19 protein-coding genes are annotated in these 15,645 nt (G+C 57.5%); 12 read left to right on the top strand and 7 right to left on the bottom strand.

Translation table 11 applies throughout. From position 1 onward, the window contains the following. Nucleotides 1-308 precede the first annotated feature (308 nt). Nucleotides 309-1,082, top strand: coding sequence for a hypothetical protein (locus CLV87_RS00555; protein WP_099244313.1), 774 nt, complete (start codon nucleotides 309-311; stop codon nucleotides 1,080-1,082). 18 nt (nucleotides 1,083-1,100) lie between these two features. Here the strand turns inward: CLV87_RS00555 and CLV87_RS00550 are convergent, their stop codons facing one another. The 3 genes from CLV87_RS00550 to CLV87_RS00540 are packed head-to-tail and all read right to left on the bottom strand — an operon-like array spanning nucleotide 1,101 to nucleotide 2,772. After that, entirely contained in the window at nucleotides 1,101-1,823 is a 723-nt protein-coding gene (locus CLV87_RS00550) for a hypothetical protein (RefSeq protein ID WP_099244315.1), read from the bottom strand. Nucleotides 1,824-1,828: 5 nt separating this feature from the next. Beyond that, entirely contained in the window at nucleotides 1,829-2,344 is a 516-nt protein-coding gene (locus CLV87_RS00545) for a peptidoglycan-binding domain-containing protein (RefSeq protein ID WP_099244317.1), read from the bottom strand. Between the two features lie 47 nt (nucleotides 2,345-2,391). Then, a complete protein-coding gene (locus CLV87_RS00540; protein WP_099244320.1) occupies nucleotides 2,392-2,772 on the bottom strand; it encodes an OB-fold nucleic acid binding domain-containing protein in 381 nt (126 codons plus the stop codon). A gap of 137 nt (nucleotides 2,773-2,909) precedes the next feature. Here CLV87_RS00540 and CLV87_RS00535 point away from each other — a divergent pair, with 137 nt between their 5' ends. The 4 genes from CLV87_RS00535 (at nucleotide 2,910) to CLV87_RS00520 (ending at nucleotide 6,807) form a co-directional block, all read left to right on the top strand. Continuing rightward, nucleotides 2,910-3,233 carry a 2Fe-2S iron-sulfur cluster-binding protein gene (locus CLV87_RS00535; protein WP_099244322.1) on the top strand — a complete coding sequence of 108 codons (324 nt, stop codon included), beginning with the start codon at nucleotides 2,910-2,912 and terminating at the stop codon, nucleotides 3,231-3,233. A 4-nt stretch (nucleotides 3,234-3,237) separates the two neighbouring features. Further along, on the top strand, nucleotides 3,238-4,005 hold the full coding sequence (locus CLV87_RS00530; protein ID WP_235871793.1) for a VCBS repeat-containing protein: 768 nt from the start codon (nucleotides 3,238-3,240) through the stop codon (nucleotides 4,003-4,005). A 125-nt stretch (nucleotides 4,006-4,130) separates the two neighbouring features. Continuing rightward, nucleotides 4,131-4,943, top strand: coding sequence for a TIGR00282 family metallophosphoesterase (locus CLV87_RS00525; RefSeq protein WP_099244324.1), 813 nt, complete (start codon nucleotides 4,131-4,133; stop codon nucleotides 4,941-4,943). Nucleotides 4,944-5,028: 85 nt separating this feature from the next. Next, nucleotides 5,029-6,807, top strand: coding sequence for an SLC13 family permease (locus CLV87_RS00520; protein WP_099244326.1), 1,779 nt, complete (start codon nucleotides 5,029-5,031; stop codon nucleotides 6,805-6,807). A gap of 180 nt (nucleotides 6,808-6,987) precedes the next feature. On the opposite strand, the gene CLV87_RS00515 is transcribed toward CLV87_RS00520, so the two are convergent. Next, the gene (locus CLV87_RS00515) at nucleotides 6,988-7,722 is read right to left on the bottom strand and encodes a glutamine amidotransferase (protein ID WP_099244328.1); all 735 of its coding nucleotides are present in this window, start codon (nucleotides 7,720-7,722) and stop codon (nucleotides 6,988-6,990) included. Nucleotides 7,723-7,856: 134 nt separating this feature from the next. Between CLV87_RS00515 and CLV87_RS00510 the strand changes: the two genes are divergently transcribed. Then, nucleotides 7,857-8,597: a YebC/PmpR family DNA-binding transcriptional regulator gene (locus CLV87_RS00510; RefSeq protein WP_099244330.1), complete on the top strand. Its 741-nt coding sequence runs from the start codon at nucleotides 7,857-7,859 to the stop codon at nucleotides 8,595-8,597. A gap of 9 nt (nucleotides 8,598-8,606) precedes the next feature. On the opposite strand, the gene CLV87_RS00505 is transcribed toward CLV87_RS00510, so the two are convergent. Both CLV87_RS00505 and CLV87_RS00500 read right to left on the bottom strand, forming a co-directional pair. Next, nucleotides 8,607-8,963 carry a hypothetical protein gene (locus CLV87_RS00505; protein ID WP_133840657.1) on the bottom strand — a complete coding sequence of 119 codons (357 nt, stop codon included), beginning with the start codon at nucleotides 8,961-8,963 and terminating at the stop codon, nucleotides 8,607-8,609. Between the two features lie 256 nt (nucleotides 8,964-9,219). Next, nucleotides 9,220-9,564, bottom strand: coding sequence for an SH3 domain-containing protein (locus tag CLV87_RS00500; protein ID WP_176556020.1), 345 nt, complete (start codon nucleotides 9,562-9,564; stop codon nucleotides 9,220-9,222). 153 nt (nucleotides 9,565-9,717) lie between these two features. On the opposite strand from CLV87_RS00500, the gene CLV87_RS00495 reads away from it, so the two are divergent. Continuing rightward, nucleotides 9,718-10,479, top strand: coding sequence for a hypothetical protein (locus CLV87_RS00495; protein WP_133840656.1), 762 nt, complete (start codon nucleotides 9,718-9,720; stop codon nucleotides 10,477-10,479). Here the strand turns inward: CLV87_RS00495 and CLV87_RS00490 are convergent. Then, on the bottom strand, nucleotides 10,437-11,351 hold the full coding sequence (locus CLV87_RS00490) for a LysR family transcriptional regulator ArgP (RefSeq protein WP_099244339.1): 915 nt from the start codon (nucleotides 11,349-11,351) through the stop codon (nucleotides 10,437-10,439). The two genes, CLV87_RS00495 and CLV87_RS00490, sit on opposite strands and share 43 nt — an antisense overlap. 88 nt (nucleotides 11,352-11,439) lie before the next feature. Here CLV87_RS00490 and CLV87_RS00485 point away from each other — a divergent pair, with 88 nt between their 5' ends. The 5 genes from CLV87_RS00485 (at nucleotide 11,440) to betC (ending at nucleotide 15,638) form a co-directional block, all read left to right on the top strand. Further along, nucleotides 11,440-12,033: a LysE/ArgO family amino acid transporter gene (locus CLV87_RS00485; RefSeq protein WP_099244341.1), complete on the top strand. Its 594-nt coding sequence runs from the start codon at nucleotides 11,440-11,442 to the stop codon at nucleotides 12,031-12,033. A gap of 65 nt (nucleotides 12,034-12,098) precedes the next feature. After that, nucleotides 12,099-12,992 (top strand): DMT family transporter, encoded by an 894-nt coding sequence (locus CLV87_RS00480; RefSeq protein ID WP_235871792.1) that lies wholly within the window; start codon nucleotides 12,099-12,101, stop codon nucleotides 12,990-12,992. Nucleotides 12,993-13,105: 113 nt separating this feature from the next. After that, the gene (locus CLV87_RS00475; protein ID WP_099244343.1) at nucleotides 13,106-13,303 is read left to right on the top strand and encodes a hypothetical protein; all 198 of its coding nucleotides are present in this window, start codon (nucleotides 13,106-13,108) and stop codon (nucleotides 13,301-13,303) included. A gap of 261 nt (nucleotides 13,304-13,564) precedes the next feature. Further along, nucleotides 13,565-14,143 carry a choline-binding transcriptional repressor BetI gene (gene betI, locus CLV87_RS00470; protein WP_099244345.1) on the top strand — a complete coding sequence of 193 codons (579 nt, stop codon included), beginning with the start codon at nucleotides 13,565-13,567 and terminating at the stop codon, nucleotides 14,141-14,143. Further along, nucleotides 14,133-15,638 carry a choline-sulfatase gene (betC, locus tag CLV87_RS00465; protein ID WP_099244347.1) on the top strand — a complete coding sequence of 502 codons (1,506 nt, stop codon included), beginning with the start codon at nucleotides 14,133-14,135 and terminating at the stop codon, nucleotides 15,636-15,638. Before betI ends, betC begins: the two co-directional genes overlap by 11 nt. Nucleotides 15,639-15,645: the final 7 nt, after the last annotated feature.

Raw genomic sequence — 15,645 nt, 5'->3', positions numbered from 1 at the left:
ATTTTGTTCCAAACCAGGCATATGCCCGCAGGATTAGTGTTTCTCTTTCAAGGGTATATAACGCAGGCTGGGGCAAAATCCGGCGAACCCGTCGCGCCAGAGGCGCGCCAATATCTATTGGCCTCCCTTCGGGAGGACGGGCATGGAGAAATAAATGCTCTCAGTGACTCGATTTTCTTGCCAAGGCAACCAGCCTTGTCTGCGAAATTCAAACCGCCGATAACACGTATTTTTCCATGCTGAGCATTGCGAATTAATGGGTCCTGACCCTAGCATAGGGGCAGACGCAACTTTTTCAGGCGTGGGACATGCGATTTTCTCTTAACCCCTTTGGCAATTCCAAATCGCCCTTTGCAAAGGCTCTGGCATCTTATGGGTTCAAAAATTGCTCGCAACGGCAGGGCAAGCTGTTGATTGGTGTTCCGGCGATGGACGGTTTGGACCCGATTGATAACTTACCGGAGGGTCTGAAGGCTGTGGCTTTTCTAGCCGCGCCTGTTCAGGTGGACCTCATCGGCAGTTTTATGAGCGATCCCTTGGCCCAAAAGGTTGAGATTCTGGCGGTCGGAACCTCGCATTACTATGCTCAGCACCGGTTGGGTGATTACGACATGCGCGCCGCCATTGTGCGTTTGGATCAACCTTTGCCGTCCTTGCGCAAAGCTGTTCTCGGCGATATGTCGCAATTGTTCAATGGCGGGCAGTATTACGGAAAGCTCGGCGAGATCGGGCCGTTTCTTGAACAATGCCCAGCTTTGGAAAAGCTGGACTTATTTGGGCAATTTGCGCTGCGGGCACCGGTGCGACATCCGGCCCTGAAAACGCTCTACGCGGCTGCCGATAGTATCGGCGTGTCCGGTGGTCCTGTGGATCAACAGACGGTAACCAACCTGCTTCTGTCGGAATTCGCGTCTTTGGAAAGCTTGGAATTGGAGCTTGAGGAGGAAGATCTGGAGGAAGATTATTCCTTGCCCCAAGGGTTTGCCGGAGCCGGTTTGATGCCCAAACTTGAAAAGCTCTATATCGATCCGCTGGCCAAAGAGGCGCAAGAGGCCTTGGACAAGTGGCGGACGCGGTCTTAGTAGGGGCTTCTGAGAGTGTTAGCTGAGGGTTTTCGCGGCGATGCCACGCAGTTCATCCAGGATCGGGTGTGTGCCCAGATCTCGGGTTTCAATGTTCTTGCGAGTCACGTCACTAAACCCGCCATCAAGGTATAACCCAAAGAAACCGCCGTTTACCAATGTCGCGTCGACATAGTCCAGGAGTGGCATTTGCACAGGTTCTATTGTTACGTCTGTGACAGAGGGAGGCGTTGGTGCTTGTTGTTCTTGCCAATCGGCACCGTCAAAGGCGAGTTGCTGAGGGTCGAGGCGGCGCGAAGTGGAGGCGCGTTCGATCTCCATCCAAAATCCGTAACCGTCACCGCCTGACACATCTGCCTTGTGATTTATATCGGGTGCAAATTCGACAAAGTACTTTTGCCCGGGCTTCAAGAACATTTCCGAAAAACCTTCGCTCAGATATTCTGGATCAAAGACGAATGGGTCGAAATGGGCGAGCTCTTGTAAAGGTTTGGCATCGTCATGGGGATATGCGTGACGCAGGTCGACTTGTCCCAAGTGATGGACCATCTCCAGACAGAATTCGGGAAGGCGGCTCAGTTTCGCTAGCTTATCCCAGGCGCGTTTGGCTTGCGAGCTGGCTGGGCAAAGCGGAGGTTGTTTGTATTGAACTTCACTCGCAAACGCATAGCCCGCTTGGTTCAATACGTCGATCTGAGCGTCAAGGCAGTCTTTCCAGGCCGCGATTTTCTTGGTGGTCATAACGTTCACAAACTGCTGCGCTCAACCGCGATAAGACCGAGGCTACGGGCGGTTTCCAGTGAGAGTTGGCCGCTGATAAGGCCGCGTTCGGATTGGTATTTCTTGACCGCGGCTGTTGTCGGCGCGTCGAGTGCGCCGGTGACATTGCCATGGAAATAGCCGCGCACGGCAAGGGCGCGTTGCAGGGAGGCGATGAACTCTGGCGTGAAATAGGGCGGGCAGGGGGCCTCGAACTTCATCTCACCGCGTGGTATGACAACTCGGGCAACCGGGGCTTTGCGATAGATGGGGGGGCGGATGACCGTTCCATCCTCGGCGATTTCAGCCTGGACGACCTGCACTTCGCCCATGACCTGTTCATAAACCGCAGGCGTTGTTTCGCGTGCCCAGCAATTGCCCGAGGCGTCGGCTTCGGGCATGGGCGGCGGGCCCATGGGGGTTGCGGCACGGGTTACGGGCTGCGATGTGCTACATGCAGCCAATAGCGCCAACGCGGAAAGCGGGGCGAAAAAACGGGTCATTCTGCTCGGGCCTCTTATCGTGCCTGCGTACTTATCTTGGGCTGACCCTAGCGATTATCGCGCATTGTGCAAAGCTCTGTGTCCAAAAGCCGGTCCAGCATGTGCGAAATATCTTCGATTGTGTCCGCAATGACATGGGTGACGCCATTATCGCGCTGGATCTGGCCGGTGACGCGCAACATGCGCCCGGCAATCACCGCGCGGCGAAATCGTTCATACATTTTGCGCCAGACGATAATATTGACGATGCCAGTTTCATCCTCGAGCGTCAGAAAGATCACCCCATTGGCGGTGCCGGGGCGCTGGCGCAGTATCACCAACCCGGCCACGGTCACGCGCGCGCCATTTGGCGGTTCCACCAAACGCTCGGCGGGCAGGGCGGAGGGTGGCCTGGGCCAGTCACGCCTATGGGGGGCGGCAATTTGCATGGGAACAAAGATAGAACATATGGTGCGCAATGCAAGAGATTGTGAAGGACGGCCCCTGGCAGGGCATAAAAGGGGCTGGCAGAGGCGGCGGCGGCGGATTAGGTATACCGGCGACAAACGTATGGAGAGCGGTGCTGATGGCAAAAATTACCTATATCGAGCACAATGGAACCAAGCATGAAATCGAGGTGGCCAATGGGCTGACCGTGATGGAAGGCGCGCGCGACAATGGCGTGCCGGGCATCGAAGCCGATTGCGGCGGGGCCTGTGCCTGTTCCACCTGCCACGTCTATGTGGATCCGGCCTGGGTCGAAAAGGTTCCGGCCAAGGATGACATGGAAGAAGACATGCTGGATTTCGCCTTTGAGCCTGATCCCGCCCGCTCGCGCCTGACCTGCCAGATCAAGGTGACTGATGATCTGGATGGCTTGGTCGTGCAACTGCCCGAAAAGCAGATCTAACAGGATGGGGGCGCCGCGTCATCCGTTGCGCCCTTTGCGCCGCCTCATGCGCGGCGCGTGTCTGGCGTTGAGCCTGTGGCTGCCGGGGGCTGCCGCGGGTGATATAACCGACGCCTATTATGACGCGCCAACAACGCGTTACGCCCATGGGGTATTGGGCGATGATGTGGAATACGGTGGGCTTGTCATCGTCAGTGATCAGGATCGCGAGGGCACCAAAGCCTCTACTGATCGGCATCGCGTGACGGTGCGATTGCCACAGGATCATGTCTTTGAGGATATTGCCCCGCGCCTGGTGGATTTGGGTGATGGCATGCAAGCTGTCATGGTTGTGGAAAGCGACATGCAGCTTGGGGCGCAATTGGCGATCTACAACGCCCTTGGTCACAAGCTTGCAGAGACGCCCCATATTGGTCAGCGCAATCGCTGGCTGGCCCCAATAGGAGCGGCGGATCTGGATGGGGATGGCTATGTGGAAGTAGCCTATATCGACCGTCCACATCTGGCCAAGACATTGCGGATCTGGCGGTTTGTCGATGGCAAGCTGGTCGAGGTGGCGGCGGGCAAAGGCCTGAGCAATCACCGGATTGGCTGGGACTACATCGAAGGTGGGATTCGCGATTGCGGGCAGGGGCCCGAGATGATTGTGGCCACTGGGGATTGGCGGCGTGTCTTGGCTGTTACTTTTGATGGCAAAGGGCTGAGAAGCCGCGCTTTGGGTCGTTATAGCGCAGATGCAATCAAGCGCGCCATGGAGTGTCGATTGAAATAAGGGACGGGGCTGGCGCTCAAGCAAAGCTTGTCGCCCCACCCACCATCCCGTCACTGTCTGACCAAACTTGATAAGAATCGCCTGGCCCCCTTTGCTTTCATGAATTTTGGCGTTAGGGCAGCGCCATGCGACTTCTCTTTCTCGGCGATGTGATGGGCCGCGCGGGGCGCGCTGCCATCACCGAACACCTTCCCAAGCTGCGCGACGACTGGCGGCTCGATTTTGTTGTGGTCAACGGCGAAAACGCCTCGAACGGGATGGGGCTCTCCGGGGAACATGCCAAGCTGATCCTGAATGCCGGGGCGGATGTGGTGACGCTGGGCGATCATGCCTTTGACCAAAAGGACATGCTGAGCTTTATCGAAAGCGAGCCGCGCGTGCTGCGCCCGATCAACTTTGCCAAACAGGCACCGGGGCGCGGGGTCGGGCTGTTCAATGATCGCCGAGGGCGCAAGGTTTTGGTCAGCCAGGTGCTGGGGCAGGTCTTTATGAAGCGCGCCTATGATGATCCGTTTTCAGCCATGGATGAGGTGCTGCGTCGCCATCCAATGGGCGGGCAGGCGCAGGCCATTCTGGTCGACATGCATTGCGAGGCAACCTCGGAAAAGATGGGCATGGGGCATTTCTGCGATGGTCGTGCCAGTCTGGTTGTCGGCACTCACACCCATGTGCCGACGGGGGATGCGCAGATCCTGCCCGGTGGCACCGCTTATCTGACAGATGCCGGCATGTGCGGGGATTACAATTCCGTCATCGGCATGGAAAAAGCTGAGCCGATGCGCCGCTTTGTGACCGGTATGGTCAAAGGGCGTTTTACCCCTGCCACCGGAGAGGCGACCCTGTCCGGCATTGTCGTGGAAACAGATGATCGCTCCGGCAAAGCGACCAGCATCACGCCCATCCGTCATGGCGGACGCTTGCAGCAATCCGGGCTGTAACACCAGGCTTTCGCGCATTCTCTGCCTTGTTCCCGTGCGAACAACGCGTCACAATGCCTTTGGTTGAAAGACAAAAGAGCAGCTGATGCAGTTTATCGAACTGAGCCAAACCGGGCAGGCGGGTGTTGCAATTGCGGTGGTCGTTTTGATGTTCGCGCTGTTTCTGCGCGACATTTATCCGACAGAAGTCACTGCCCTAGGGGGCGTGGCACTGCTGCTGGTCACCGGCGTTCTGCCTTACGAGGCGGCCTTGGCGGTTCTGTCAAACCCGGCACCCTGGACGATTGCAGGCATGTTCATCGTGATGGGGGCTTTGGTGCGCACCGGGGCCCTGGATGCCTTTACCAACTATGCCCAAGCGCAGGTCATGGTCCATCCCAAGGCGGCTATGGCGGCCATTCTGGCGGTTGTGGTTGTGGCCTCGGCCTTTATGAATAACACGCCTGTGGTGGTGGTCATGCTGCCGGTCTTTGTGCAATTGGCCAAATCTTTGGGGGTTGCCCCGTCGAAATTGCTGATCCCGCTGAGCTATGCCGCCATTCTGGGCGGGACCCTGACCCTGATCGGGACCTCGACCAACCTGCTGGTGGACGGGGTGGCACGCACCCAAGGCATGCAGCCTTTCACGATTTTTGAGGTCACGCCGCTGGCGGTGGTCCTGATTGCTTTTGGCATGCTCTATCTGCTGCTGGTCGGGCGATTTTTGCTGCCAGATCGCACGTCGATGGCCGGGATGCTGTCTGACCGCTCGCGGATGAAATTCTTTACCGAGGCGGTGATTCCGCCGGAATCCAACCTGATTGGGCGCGAAGTGCTGGGTGTTCAACTGTTCAAGCGCGATGGGGTGCGGTTGATTGACGTGATCCGAGGGGATGAATCCCTGCGCCGCAACCTGCAAGGTGTCATGCTTGAGGTTGGCGACCGGGTCGTTTTGCGCACCCAGATGACCGAATTGCTCTCGCTCCAGCGCAATAAATCGCTGAAACGCGTGGATCAGGTTTCGGCCAAGGAAACCACCACGGTCGAGGTGCTGATTTCTCCGGGTTGCAAGATGATTGGCCGCAGCCTGGGCGCGCTGCGTCTGCGCCGCCGCTATGGTGTCTATCCGCTGGCGGTGCATCGGCGGAACCAGAATATTGGCCGCCAGTTGGATCAATTGGTGGTGCGCGTTGGTGATACGCTGTTACTCGAAGGCAACCCAGAAGACATTCAACGCCTCGCCGAAGATATGGCCCTGGTCGATGTCTCGCGCCCCTCGGCCAAGGCGTTTCGCCGCGGTCATGCGCCCATCGCCCTGTTGGCTTTGGCGAGCATTGTCATCCTGTCAGCGCTGGGCGTCGCTAAGATCCTGCCTTTGACAATCGTCGCAGTGGCAGTGGTGCTTCTGGCTCGCTGTATCGATGCCGAAGAGGCGTTTTCCTTTATCGAAGGGCGCTTATTGGCGCTGATCTTTGCCATGCTGGCGATTGGGGCGGCGCTGCAATCCTCTGGCGCGGTCCAGATGATCGTCGAAGCGGTCGCGCCGCATCTCATGGGGTTGCCGCCCTTCCTATTGATCTGGGCGGTCTATCTGTTGACGTCTGTCCTGACCGAAGCGGTCAGCAACAATGCTGTCGCCGTGGTGGTGACACCGATTGCCATCAGCCTTGCCAGCGCCATCGGTGTCGATCCGCGCCCGCTGGTGGTTGCCGTCATGGTTGCCGCCTCTTGCAGCTTTGCCACGCCGATTGGCTATCAAACCAACACATTGGTCTACGGTCCTGGCGGCTATAAGTTCACCGATTTTGTCAAAGTTGGCCTGCCGCTCAATATCAGCATCGGCTTGATCGCGTCCCTGTTCATTCCGCTCTTCTGGCCGCTCTGATCCTAATGCGTCCGACTTTTGAACTGAAACCCCGTGAGGCACCAATGTCCCGAGGGTGCCAAAGGCACGGCAGAGTACTCGTGTCTCAAGTTTATAGTCGGGCGCTTTAGGCTTCTCTGGGCCAAAAATATCCCGGGGAGTCCCGAGCTTGCTCGGGGCGGGGCAGCGCCCCATACCGGTTTAGCTGTAACGCGCGACAAAAGCCGCAAGGATCTTTTCCGGCCAGGTCACATCTGCCGAATGGCACATGTCGATAAGCCGGTCTGCGTCCTCTGGCGCGAAATAGCCTTTGTGGCGGTAAAATCGGATGCGGGTTTCAAACTCGGCCCCGTCAGCTTCCGGGTGGAACTGCGTGGCATAAACGTTGTCACCATAGCGGATCATCTGAAACGGGCAGGGCGCGGATGACAGAAGATGCACTGCCCCCGTGGGCAGTTCCTGCAAGGCTTCTTTATGCCCGACAAAGGCGTCGAATTGTGCGGGCATGTCGCGCAGCAACGCGTCCGCGCGCCCGGCCTCGGTCACCATGCAGGTCGTCGGGCCAACCGGTTCGCCATATTGCGCCTTGGAGACATCTGCCCCCAAATGGTGCCCCAAAATCCCGATCCCGTAGCAACAACCCATAAAGGGCAGATCGTTCGCGGTGATTTGCGGCATCAGTGACAGGCAGGATTGCTCGATCCGGGCCTCTACCGGCGTCTTTTGCTCCGGCGCATCAGAGACACAGCCCGGCCCGCCACCGACAATCACACCCGCGAAATCCTCAACGTTCAGGTTATCCGGCAGGTCTTCGCGGTCCAAACAAATGCGGTGCACGCGATCTGCGTCCAACCCGCTTTTGTCCAGGATTGCGTGATATTCGCTATCGCTGGTTTCAGGTTCAGGGCGCAGTTGCAGCAAGAGAAATTTAGCCATGTTCCCCGCCTAACGCAGCCCCAGGACAAAGCCAAGCCTGCACGGGGTCACATGAGGGCAAAGCCGCCTTGGAACTTGCCGCTCAATACCCTATAGAATGCGCCAAACTGGACGAATAGAGACGAGGCGAGACCATGGCCGGCCATTCCAAATGGGCAAATATCCAGCACCGCAAAGGCCGTCAGGACAAATTGCGGGCCAAGCTGTTTTCGAAACTTTCCAAGGAAATCACCATTGCTGCCAAGATGGGTGATCCCGATCCGGAAAAGAACCCGCGTCTGCGCCTGGCCGTAAAAGAGGCCAAGAGCCAGTCCATGCCCAAGGACAATATCGAACGCGCGATCAAGAAATCCGTTGCGGGCGAGGGCGATGATTACGAAGAAATCCGCTATGAGGGCTATGGCCCGAATGGTGTGGCGGTGATCGTCGAAACCATGACAGACAACCGCAACCGCACCGCCTCGACCGTGCGTTCGACCTTTACCAAGAATGGCGGCAATCTGGGCGAGACAGGCTCGGTTGGGTTCATGTTTGACCGTGTGGGCGAGATCATCTATCCGGCCTCCGTTGGTGACAATGACACCGTCATGGAAGCCGCGATTGAAGCGGGTGCCGAAGATGTCGAAAGCTCGGAAGATGGGCATGTCATCTATTGCGCGGATACCGATCTGAACGATGTCTCCACTGCCATGGAGGCCGCGCTGGGCGAATCTGAATCGACCAAGCTGATCTGGAAGCCCACCACCACGACCGAGCTGGATTTGGACGGGATGCAATCGCTAATGCGTCTGGTGGATGCATTGGAAGACGATGATGACGTGCAGCGAGTCACCACCAATTTTGAGGCCTCCGACGAGGTTATGGCCCAACTCTGACATGTAGGCTCATCGGTGCGCACTGCGCCGGTGAGCCTTTGCTGCCTGTGTCAGCCCGCCCAAAGCCCCTTTGCGCAATCCCAAAGTTGCTTGGGCATCTTCCTCAGACCTTACGATATCGATTTCGGCCTCGGGCATCTCAGCGGTCATGAGGTTCTGAAACATGCGTGCCACGCCATAGGTCATGTCAGACCCGCGGATAAGCGCCACTTTTGGCTGGGTGCCCTGGGCTTTGTGATGTCGCACGAGACTGCGGGTGATGTGCAGGACACCGGCAAATCGCAGATCCAGTTTCGAGATCTCGCGCAAATCGTCAATTTCCACCATGCCGGGGCGATAGGTGCAGCTGGTATATGTCTGTATCATCGAATTTCGGATTTGGGCCAACGTTACCTGACCCAAATACCGCGAATAGATAAAGTTATCCTCTGGCTGAATCGACGTTTGAACCGGCATATGACCTCATGAATTGACGCATTTCAAAGTCGCCGCGCAGTTCTAAAGCGAGACGGTGCGCGTGGGAAAAACGATGTCGCGCTGGATACTCAAAATCTGAAACAGAACCGATGAACTAAGAAGAAAGCAATGGCTGGCCCAACCAGTCGGGTTGGACCACCCTAAATCAAGGGCAAACACCGCCAATATCAAGGTATTTGCCGTAAACCCATCCATTGGGGTCGGGTTGCCCCCAAAGCGGGTTGAGGCATGTGCCTGACATGCATTGGATGCGGTACCATCCCCCGGCGCGATCCCAAACGGCGATCTCATCACCCCGATAAAGCTCGCCGATCTGCTGGTAGTTGGATCCCGGACCGGTGCGCACTGCCAGAAATCCTTTGCCTGCGCTGTGGTTGTACTGGCTGATCGGGCGCACCCCAATCACATAGCCTGTGCAATCTCCAGCCGTTGCCGTTGTGGCAAAACTGGCGACCAGCGCCGCAACGAGAAGTCTGACCATTTGTTTCATTACGAGATACTCCCCTTTAATCCATGTGTCGGAGAGGTCAGGGACCGTTCCCCAACAAGCTAAGTGTAACGCGGGCCTGACATTCTTTCCTTGATATATGTCAGTCGCGCCTGAGACTTGCCCAATCTCAGGCCCTGCCTTATGCATATCGCCATGTTATTGCGCGCAATTTTCCTTTTGACCCTTGTGGTGGGCCTTTCCGTGGCGGCCACGGTCTATTTTGGGAATGAGGTGTTGATCGCGCTGGGACTGATCCTTGTGCAGGCCAAAATCATCTTAAAGAAAGTTGCAACGCTTGAACTGCCGGTCTTTATCCTTTGGCTGAAAACCCAAGCCTCGGCATTTTTCAAGATCGAGTTGATCAAGAAATGGATCATGTCCACGTTGATGCCGCTGGTCTTGGGCAAGGCGTTGCTGCGCCGCCTGGCCGGGTTGTTTTCGGGCTATATCGAAGCGGTCAAAGCGCGCTATGAACGCATGTTGGGCTGGTATCGCGGGCTTAGCGGCCTGGAAAAAGCCGTGTCTGCGCTGATCCTGATTTTTGCCACATTGGCCCTGTCGGTCAGTTCGATCGGGCTGTGGCTGGTGCTGTTTTCGGTTCAGGTGCCTCTGTGGATTGTCGCCGGGGCGACGGCGGCAGGGCGGATGATCTGGGTCACGCTGCAAAAATCGACGTTCAAGGCGATTGCTTTTTTGCAGCTGGGGCTGTTGTGGAAAGGGCTTCAGAAACTGCTGCCAGAGGGGTTGCTGAAACGAAAACGCGCGTTCGACTACCGCGTCGCCCGCGCCGTGATCCGCCGACGTCGCATGACGGTGCGCCAATTGGCGGATCGCAAGGACAGCCTGCCATTTCGCATGGGCCTGATGGTGGATTACCTGTTTGGCACCGGGTCACGTTCGGGCGAGTCAGATTGAACCAGCGTCGCTTTGGCGGTTTTGATCACCGCATCGGTGACCGGCTTCAGCGCCGGGGCAAGGATACGGCTGACCTGCCAGATAAGAGGAACGTCCCATGTCGCGGTTTCGTTCAGAGTGACAAGCCTTTGCCGACGCAAAGCCCGCCAAACCAGCAGTTCCGGGTTCATCCCCCAGCCAAGTCCGGCAATCGCGGCATCTACAAAGGCTTGGGTTGACGGCAGGTAATGGCTGGGCGGCGCGGCGCGAGGGGCACCTTGGGCTGCCATCCAATTGCGCTGCAACCCGTCCTTGGCGTTAAAAACCAGACAGGGGGCCGCGTTGAGCGCAGCGGGATCGGTTCCTTTGGTAAACCATTGCGCGTGAAACTCGGGCGAGCAGGTGGCGACATAGCGCAAGGAACCAAGCGGGAAGGCGTCGCAGCCCGGAATGCTGGGCGTAGTGGTGATCGCAGCGCTTACCGCCCCGCGTTTCAACCAATCGGCGCTGTGGTCCTGATCGTCGATCTCTAGGTCGAAAAGCATCTCGGGCAGGTTGGCCATAGCCGGGACAAACCAGGTGGCCAAACTGTCGGCATTGATGGCGATGCGCAGATGGCGTTGCACGTCTGAGCCATCGAGCTTGAGGTCGCGGGTCAGAGCCGTTTCCAGCAACCCTATATCCTCAGCATGTTTCGCGATCCGAAGGCCATGCGGTGTACCCGTGCAGGGCGTGGCACGATTGACCAGCGTCGTGCCAACCCGCTCTTCCAGCGCCTTGATGCGCTGTGAAATCGCCGAGGGGGTGACATGCAGCGCGTTGGCGGCGGCATCAAAGCTGCCATGGCGCAAAACCGAGGCGAGAGCGGCAAGGTGATTGGGATCGAACTGCATTAGCGCCTCTTATTTTGGTGTAGCTTCTTTAATTTGATTGCTGAGAATTCCTGAATTAGTCAAGAGCGACACAACAGGAGACCAGACAGTGACCACTTATTTTGCAGGCTTTTTCCTTGGCTTCAGCCTGATCCTGGCCATTGGCGCGCAAAACGCCTTTGTGCTGCGCCAAGGGTTGATGCGGGCGCATGTGTTGCCGGTCGTTTTGGTCTGCGCGTTGTCAGATGCGGTGTTGATCGCTGCCGGCGTGGCGGGGTTTGGGGCCTTGGCGACGGCCGTTCCGGGGCTGGAATGGGGCATGCGCCTATTCGGGGCGGCGTTCCTGGTCTGGTACGGGCTGCGCACCCTATGGGGCGCTTGGCAAGGCGGGCAGGCGATGCAAGCTGGGGAGCAAGCGGGCAGTTTGCAAATGGCGGTTTTGACCTGTCTGGCGCTGACCTGGCTCAACCCGCATGTCTATCTGGACACGGTCGTTTTGCTTGGAGCGGTGTCGTCTCAGTACAGCGACAAGTTTTTGTTCGGCGCGGGGGCGGCCTGTGCAAGCCTTGTTTTTTTCTTTTCGCTTGGGTTTGGCGCGCGGCTCTTGGCACCGGTTTTTGAAAAGCCACAGGCTTGGCGGATCCTGGACCTGTGCATAGGTGTCACGATGTTGTTGATTGCCTGGGCTTTGCTGCGCGGCTGACATCCTGTTGATTTTCCTGCGACCCAAGGCTTGCGCGACTTTGTGAATGCGTTAAGTGTTTTGCCATGGAACAATCACGCCCCGCTGTCGGAATATTCTGGATGGTTGTCACCGGGCTTTGCTTTGTCGCAGTGACGGCCTTGGTCAAAACCGTGCATGGTCGCGTCCCCGCGGCTGAGGCGGCGTTTCTGCGCTATGTCATGGGGCTGGTTTTTATCCTACCATTCTGGCGCGAATTGACCGCTTTTCGCCCCAGTCGGCGACAATGGCGTTTGTTTGTCATTCGCGGTGTTTTCCAAGCCTTGGGGGTTGTGTTCTGGTTCTTTGCCATGACACGTATCCCCCTGGCCGAAGTCACCTCGATGAATTACCTGAACCCGATTTTTGTCACCCTTCTGGCGGTGGTTCTGTTGGGGGAGCGGCTGGCCTTTCGGCGCGTCATGGCGATCATTGTGGCGATGATCGGGGCGGTGATCATTTTGCGCCCGGGTTTTCGCGAGTTGGATCCGGGGCATTTTGCCATGCTGGTCACCGCCAGCTGTTTTGCCGCGTCTTACCTGGTGGCCAAAATCCTGTCATCCGAGGTCAGCCCGGCCATGGTTGTCGCCACCATGTCTGTGACGGTCACCATCTGCCTTGCGCCCTTGGCGATCCCGGTTTGGGTTTGGCCCAGTTGGCAGGACCTGTTTGTTTTGTTCCTGGTTGCCTGTTTTGCCACCGGCGGCCATTACGCGATGACACTGGCCTTCAAAGCGGCCCCATTGACCGTGACGCAGCCGGTGACCTTTCTGCAATTGCTGTGGTCGGTCAGCCTTGGAGCGTTGCTGTTTGACGAGGCGGTCGACCCTTGGGTTATTGCTGGCGGCGGGCTGATTATGGGGGCGGTTGTGTTCATCACCTGGCGCGAAGCTGTGTTGAATCGGCGCGTCACACCTGGTGTTGTGGAAACGAAACACTGATCCTGCGGCCATTGTCGCCAATTCGTTAAAACTCCCCGCAATCGTCGCAATCGCGCCGCAATCCTTAAGCAGTTTGTCAACCATCGACCCGTAACGTGAGGATGGAGTGACAAATGTTTGCGGAGAATAAATTGACTGAGAATATGGAAGAAATTCAGGCCTTTCTGCTGAAAGAGCGGGACAAGGTTCTGTCGGATGCGGAATGGCGGTTTCGGATGCGTGGCTATGGCTACAACCTGCGTCGGACCGATGGCGGTATCGAGGTTGCGCGCCTGCCACAAAACAAGGTTCTGGGCACATTCGAAATGTAATCCCGTCGGGCTGATGCCCAAGGGAATCGCTGCTTTCTAAGCCGCGCGAAAGATGAATTTGGCCGGATTGGCCATGTTCAGAGGCAGCCCGCGAGGGCTGACGATGGAGCCCCGGACTGTGAGGGATGCGTCCGGTTGGCGACCTAAATCGAAGAAAACACAACAGTTTTGTCCAGGACTGTTGCACCTCGACTTTGTTGGTTTGTCCGCCTTGTTTGTTTTTGATTGACTTGTCAGTCAATAACCGGCAGCAAATTCAGTATGCCTAAGATCGGACAAGAACCCAAAAGACGCGCCGCATTGGTCGCAGCCACGGTCGAAGAGATCGGGGCGGCGGGATCACTTGAGGTGACTGTTGGACAAATTGCCAAACGCGCCGGCATGTCCAGTGCGCTGGCCCATCACTATTTCGGCGGGAAGACCCAGATTTTTCTCGCGGCCATGCGCCATATCCTGAACCAATATTCGCGCGACGTTCGTGACGCGCTGACCAAGGCGCAGCCGGATCGGCGGCTCGAGGCCATTATCGATGGCAGTTTTGACCCCAATTGTTTTGACCCAGCGGCCACGTCGGCCTGGCTGAATTTTTACAGTTTCGCACAACGCGACCAAGAGGCTGGGCGGTTGTTGCGCATCTATCAAAAGCGCCTGCACAGCAACCTGGTCCATGCCTTGCGTCCCCGTTGCGACAAACCGCAGGAAGCCGCGCAGATCATCGCGGCGCAGATCGACGGCGTCTATCTGCGTGCAGCCTTGAACAAGGGCGACATGAGCGGGGCGGCCGATCAGGTTAAGGCGGTGGCGCAGGCTTTGTTAGAGGTCAAAACCTATGACGCCTAACATCCTCATCATCATGGTGGATCAGCTGAACGGAACCTTGTTTCCCGACGGTCCGGCAGATTGGCTGCATGCCCCCAATCTCAAGGCTTTGGCCAAGCGTTCAACACGGTTTGTCAACAGCTACACCGCCAGCCCGCTTTGCGCGCCTGGACGGGCGAGTTTCATGTCTGGCCTGTTGCCCAGCCAAACGCGGGTTTACGACAATGCGGCTGCGTTTGCCTCGGACATCCCGACCTATGCGCACCATCTGCGCCGGGCCGGGTATTACACCTGCCTGAGCGGCAAGATGCATTTTGTCGGCCCCGACCAGTTGCACGGGTTCGAAGAACGCCTGACCACTGATATCTACCCGGCGGATTTTGGTTGGACACCGGATTACCGCAAACCTGGGGAGCGGATTGATTGGTGGTACCACAATATGGGCTCGGTCACCGGGGCTGGCGTGGCGGAAATCTCCAATCAGATGGAATATGACGACGAAGTCGCCCATCACGCCAAAATGAAGCTGTACGATTTGGCGCGTGGTAAGGACGGGCGACCCTGGTGCGTGACCGCCAGTTTTACCCATCCGCACGATCCTTATGTGGCGCGGCGCAAATATTGGGACCTTTATGAGGATTGCGAACATCTTGATCCCGAAGTGCCCGCCATGGGGTATGAGGATCACGATCCGCATTCCAAGCGCATATTCGATGCCAATGACTGGCGTAGTTATGAGGTGACGCAGGAAAATATCCGTCGCTCTCGTCGCGCATATTTCGCCAATATTTCGTATTTGGACGACAAGATTGGCGAGCTTTTGGCGGTGTTGGAAGACACACGGCAAGAGGCGGTGGTGGTTTTTGTCTCGGATCACGGTGATATGCTGGGTGAGCGCGGGCTTTGGTACAAGATGTCCTTTTTCGAGGGTTCGTCACGGGTTCCGATGATGATTGCCCTGCCGGATGGGCAGGGGCAGCGGGTAGATGCGCCCGTGTCGACCATTGATCTGTGCCCGACGCTGGCCGAGCTGGCCGGGGCCGATATGGGCGAGATTGCGCCTTGGACCAGCGGTGAAAGTCTGGTGCCTTTGATGAATGGCAGTGAGCGCAGCACGCCTGTGGCGATGGAATATGCGGCAGAGGCCTCTTATGCGCCGCTGATCTGTTTGCGGTATGGCAAGTGGAAATACACCGCGTGTACGCTGGATCCCGAGCAGTTGTTTGACCTTGAGGCGGATCCGCATGAATTGACCAACCTGGCGGATCATCCGTCCCATGCGGGCACCTTGGAGGCGATGCGGGCCAAGGCGGAGGTGCGCTGGGATCTGGCGCAGTTTGATGCGGAGGTCCGGCAATCCCAGGCGCGGCGATTGGTGGTTTACGAGGCCTTGCGGCAGGGCGGCTATTACCCGTGGGATTACCAGCCGCTGCAAAAGGCATCAGAGCGCTATATGCGCAACCATATGGATTTGAACGATCTTGAGGAAAGCCAACGCTTTCCGAGGGGGGAGTGACCGTGGC

Origin of the sequence: Pelagimonas phthalicica (assembly GCF_004364805.1) — a bacterium.
In the GTDB taxonomy this organism is placed as follows: domain Bacteria; phylum Pseudomonadota; class Alphaproteobacteria; order Rhodobacterales; family Rhodobacteraceae; genus Pelagimonas; species Pelagimonas phthalicica.
This window is presented reverse-complemented; position numbering and strand designations above follow the sequence as displayed.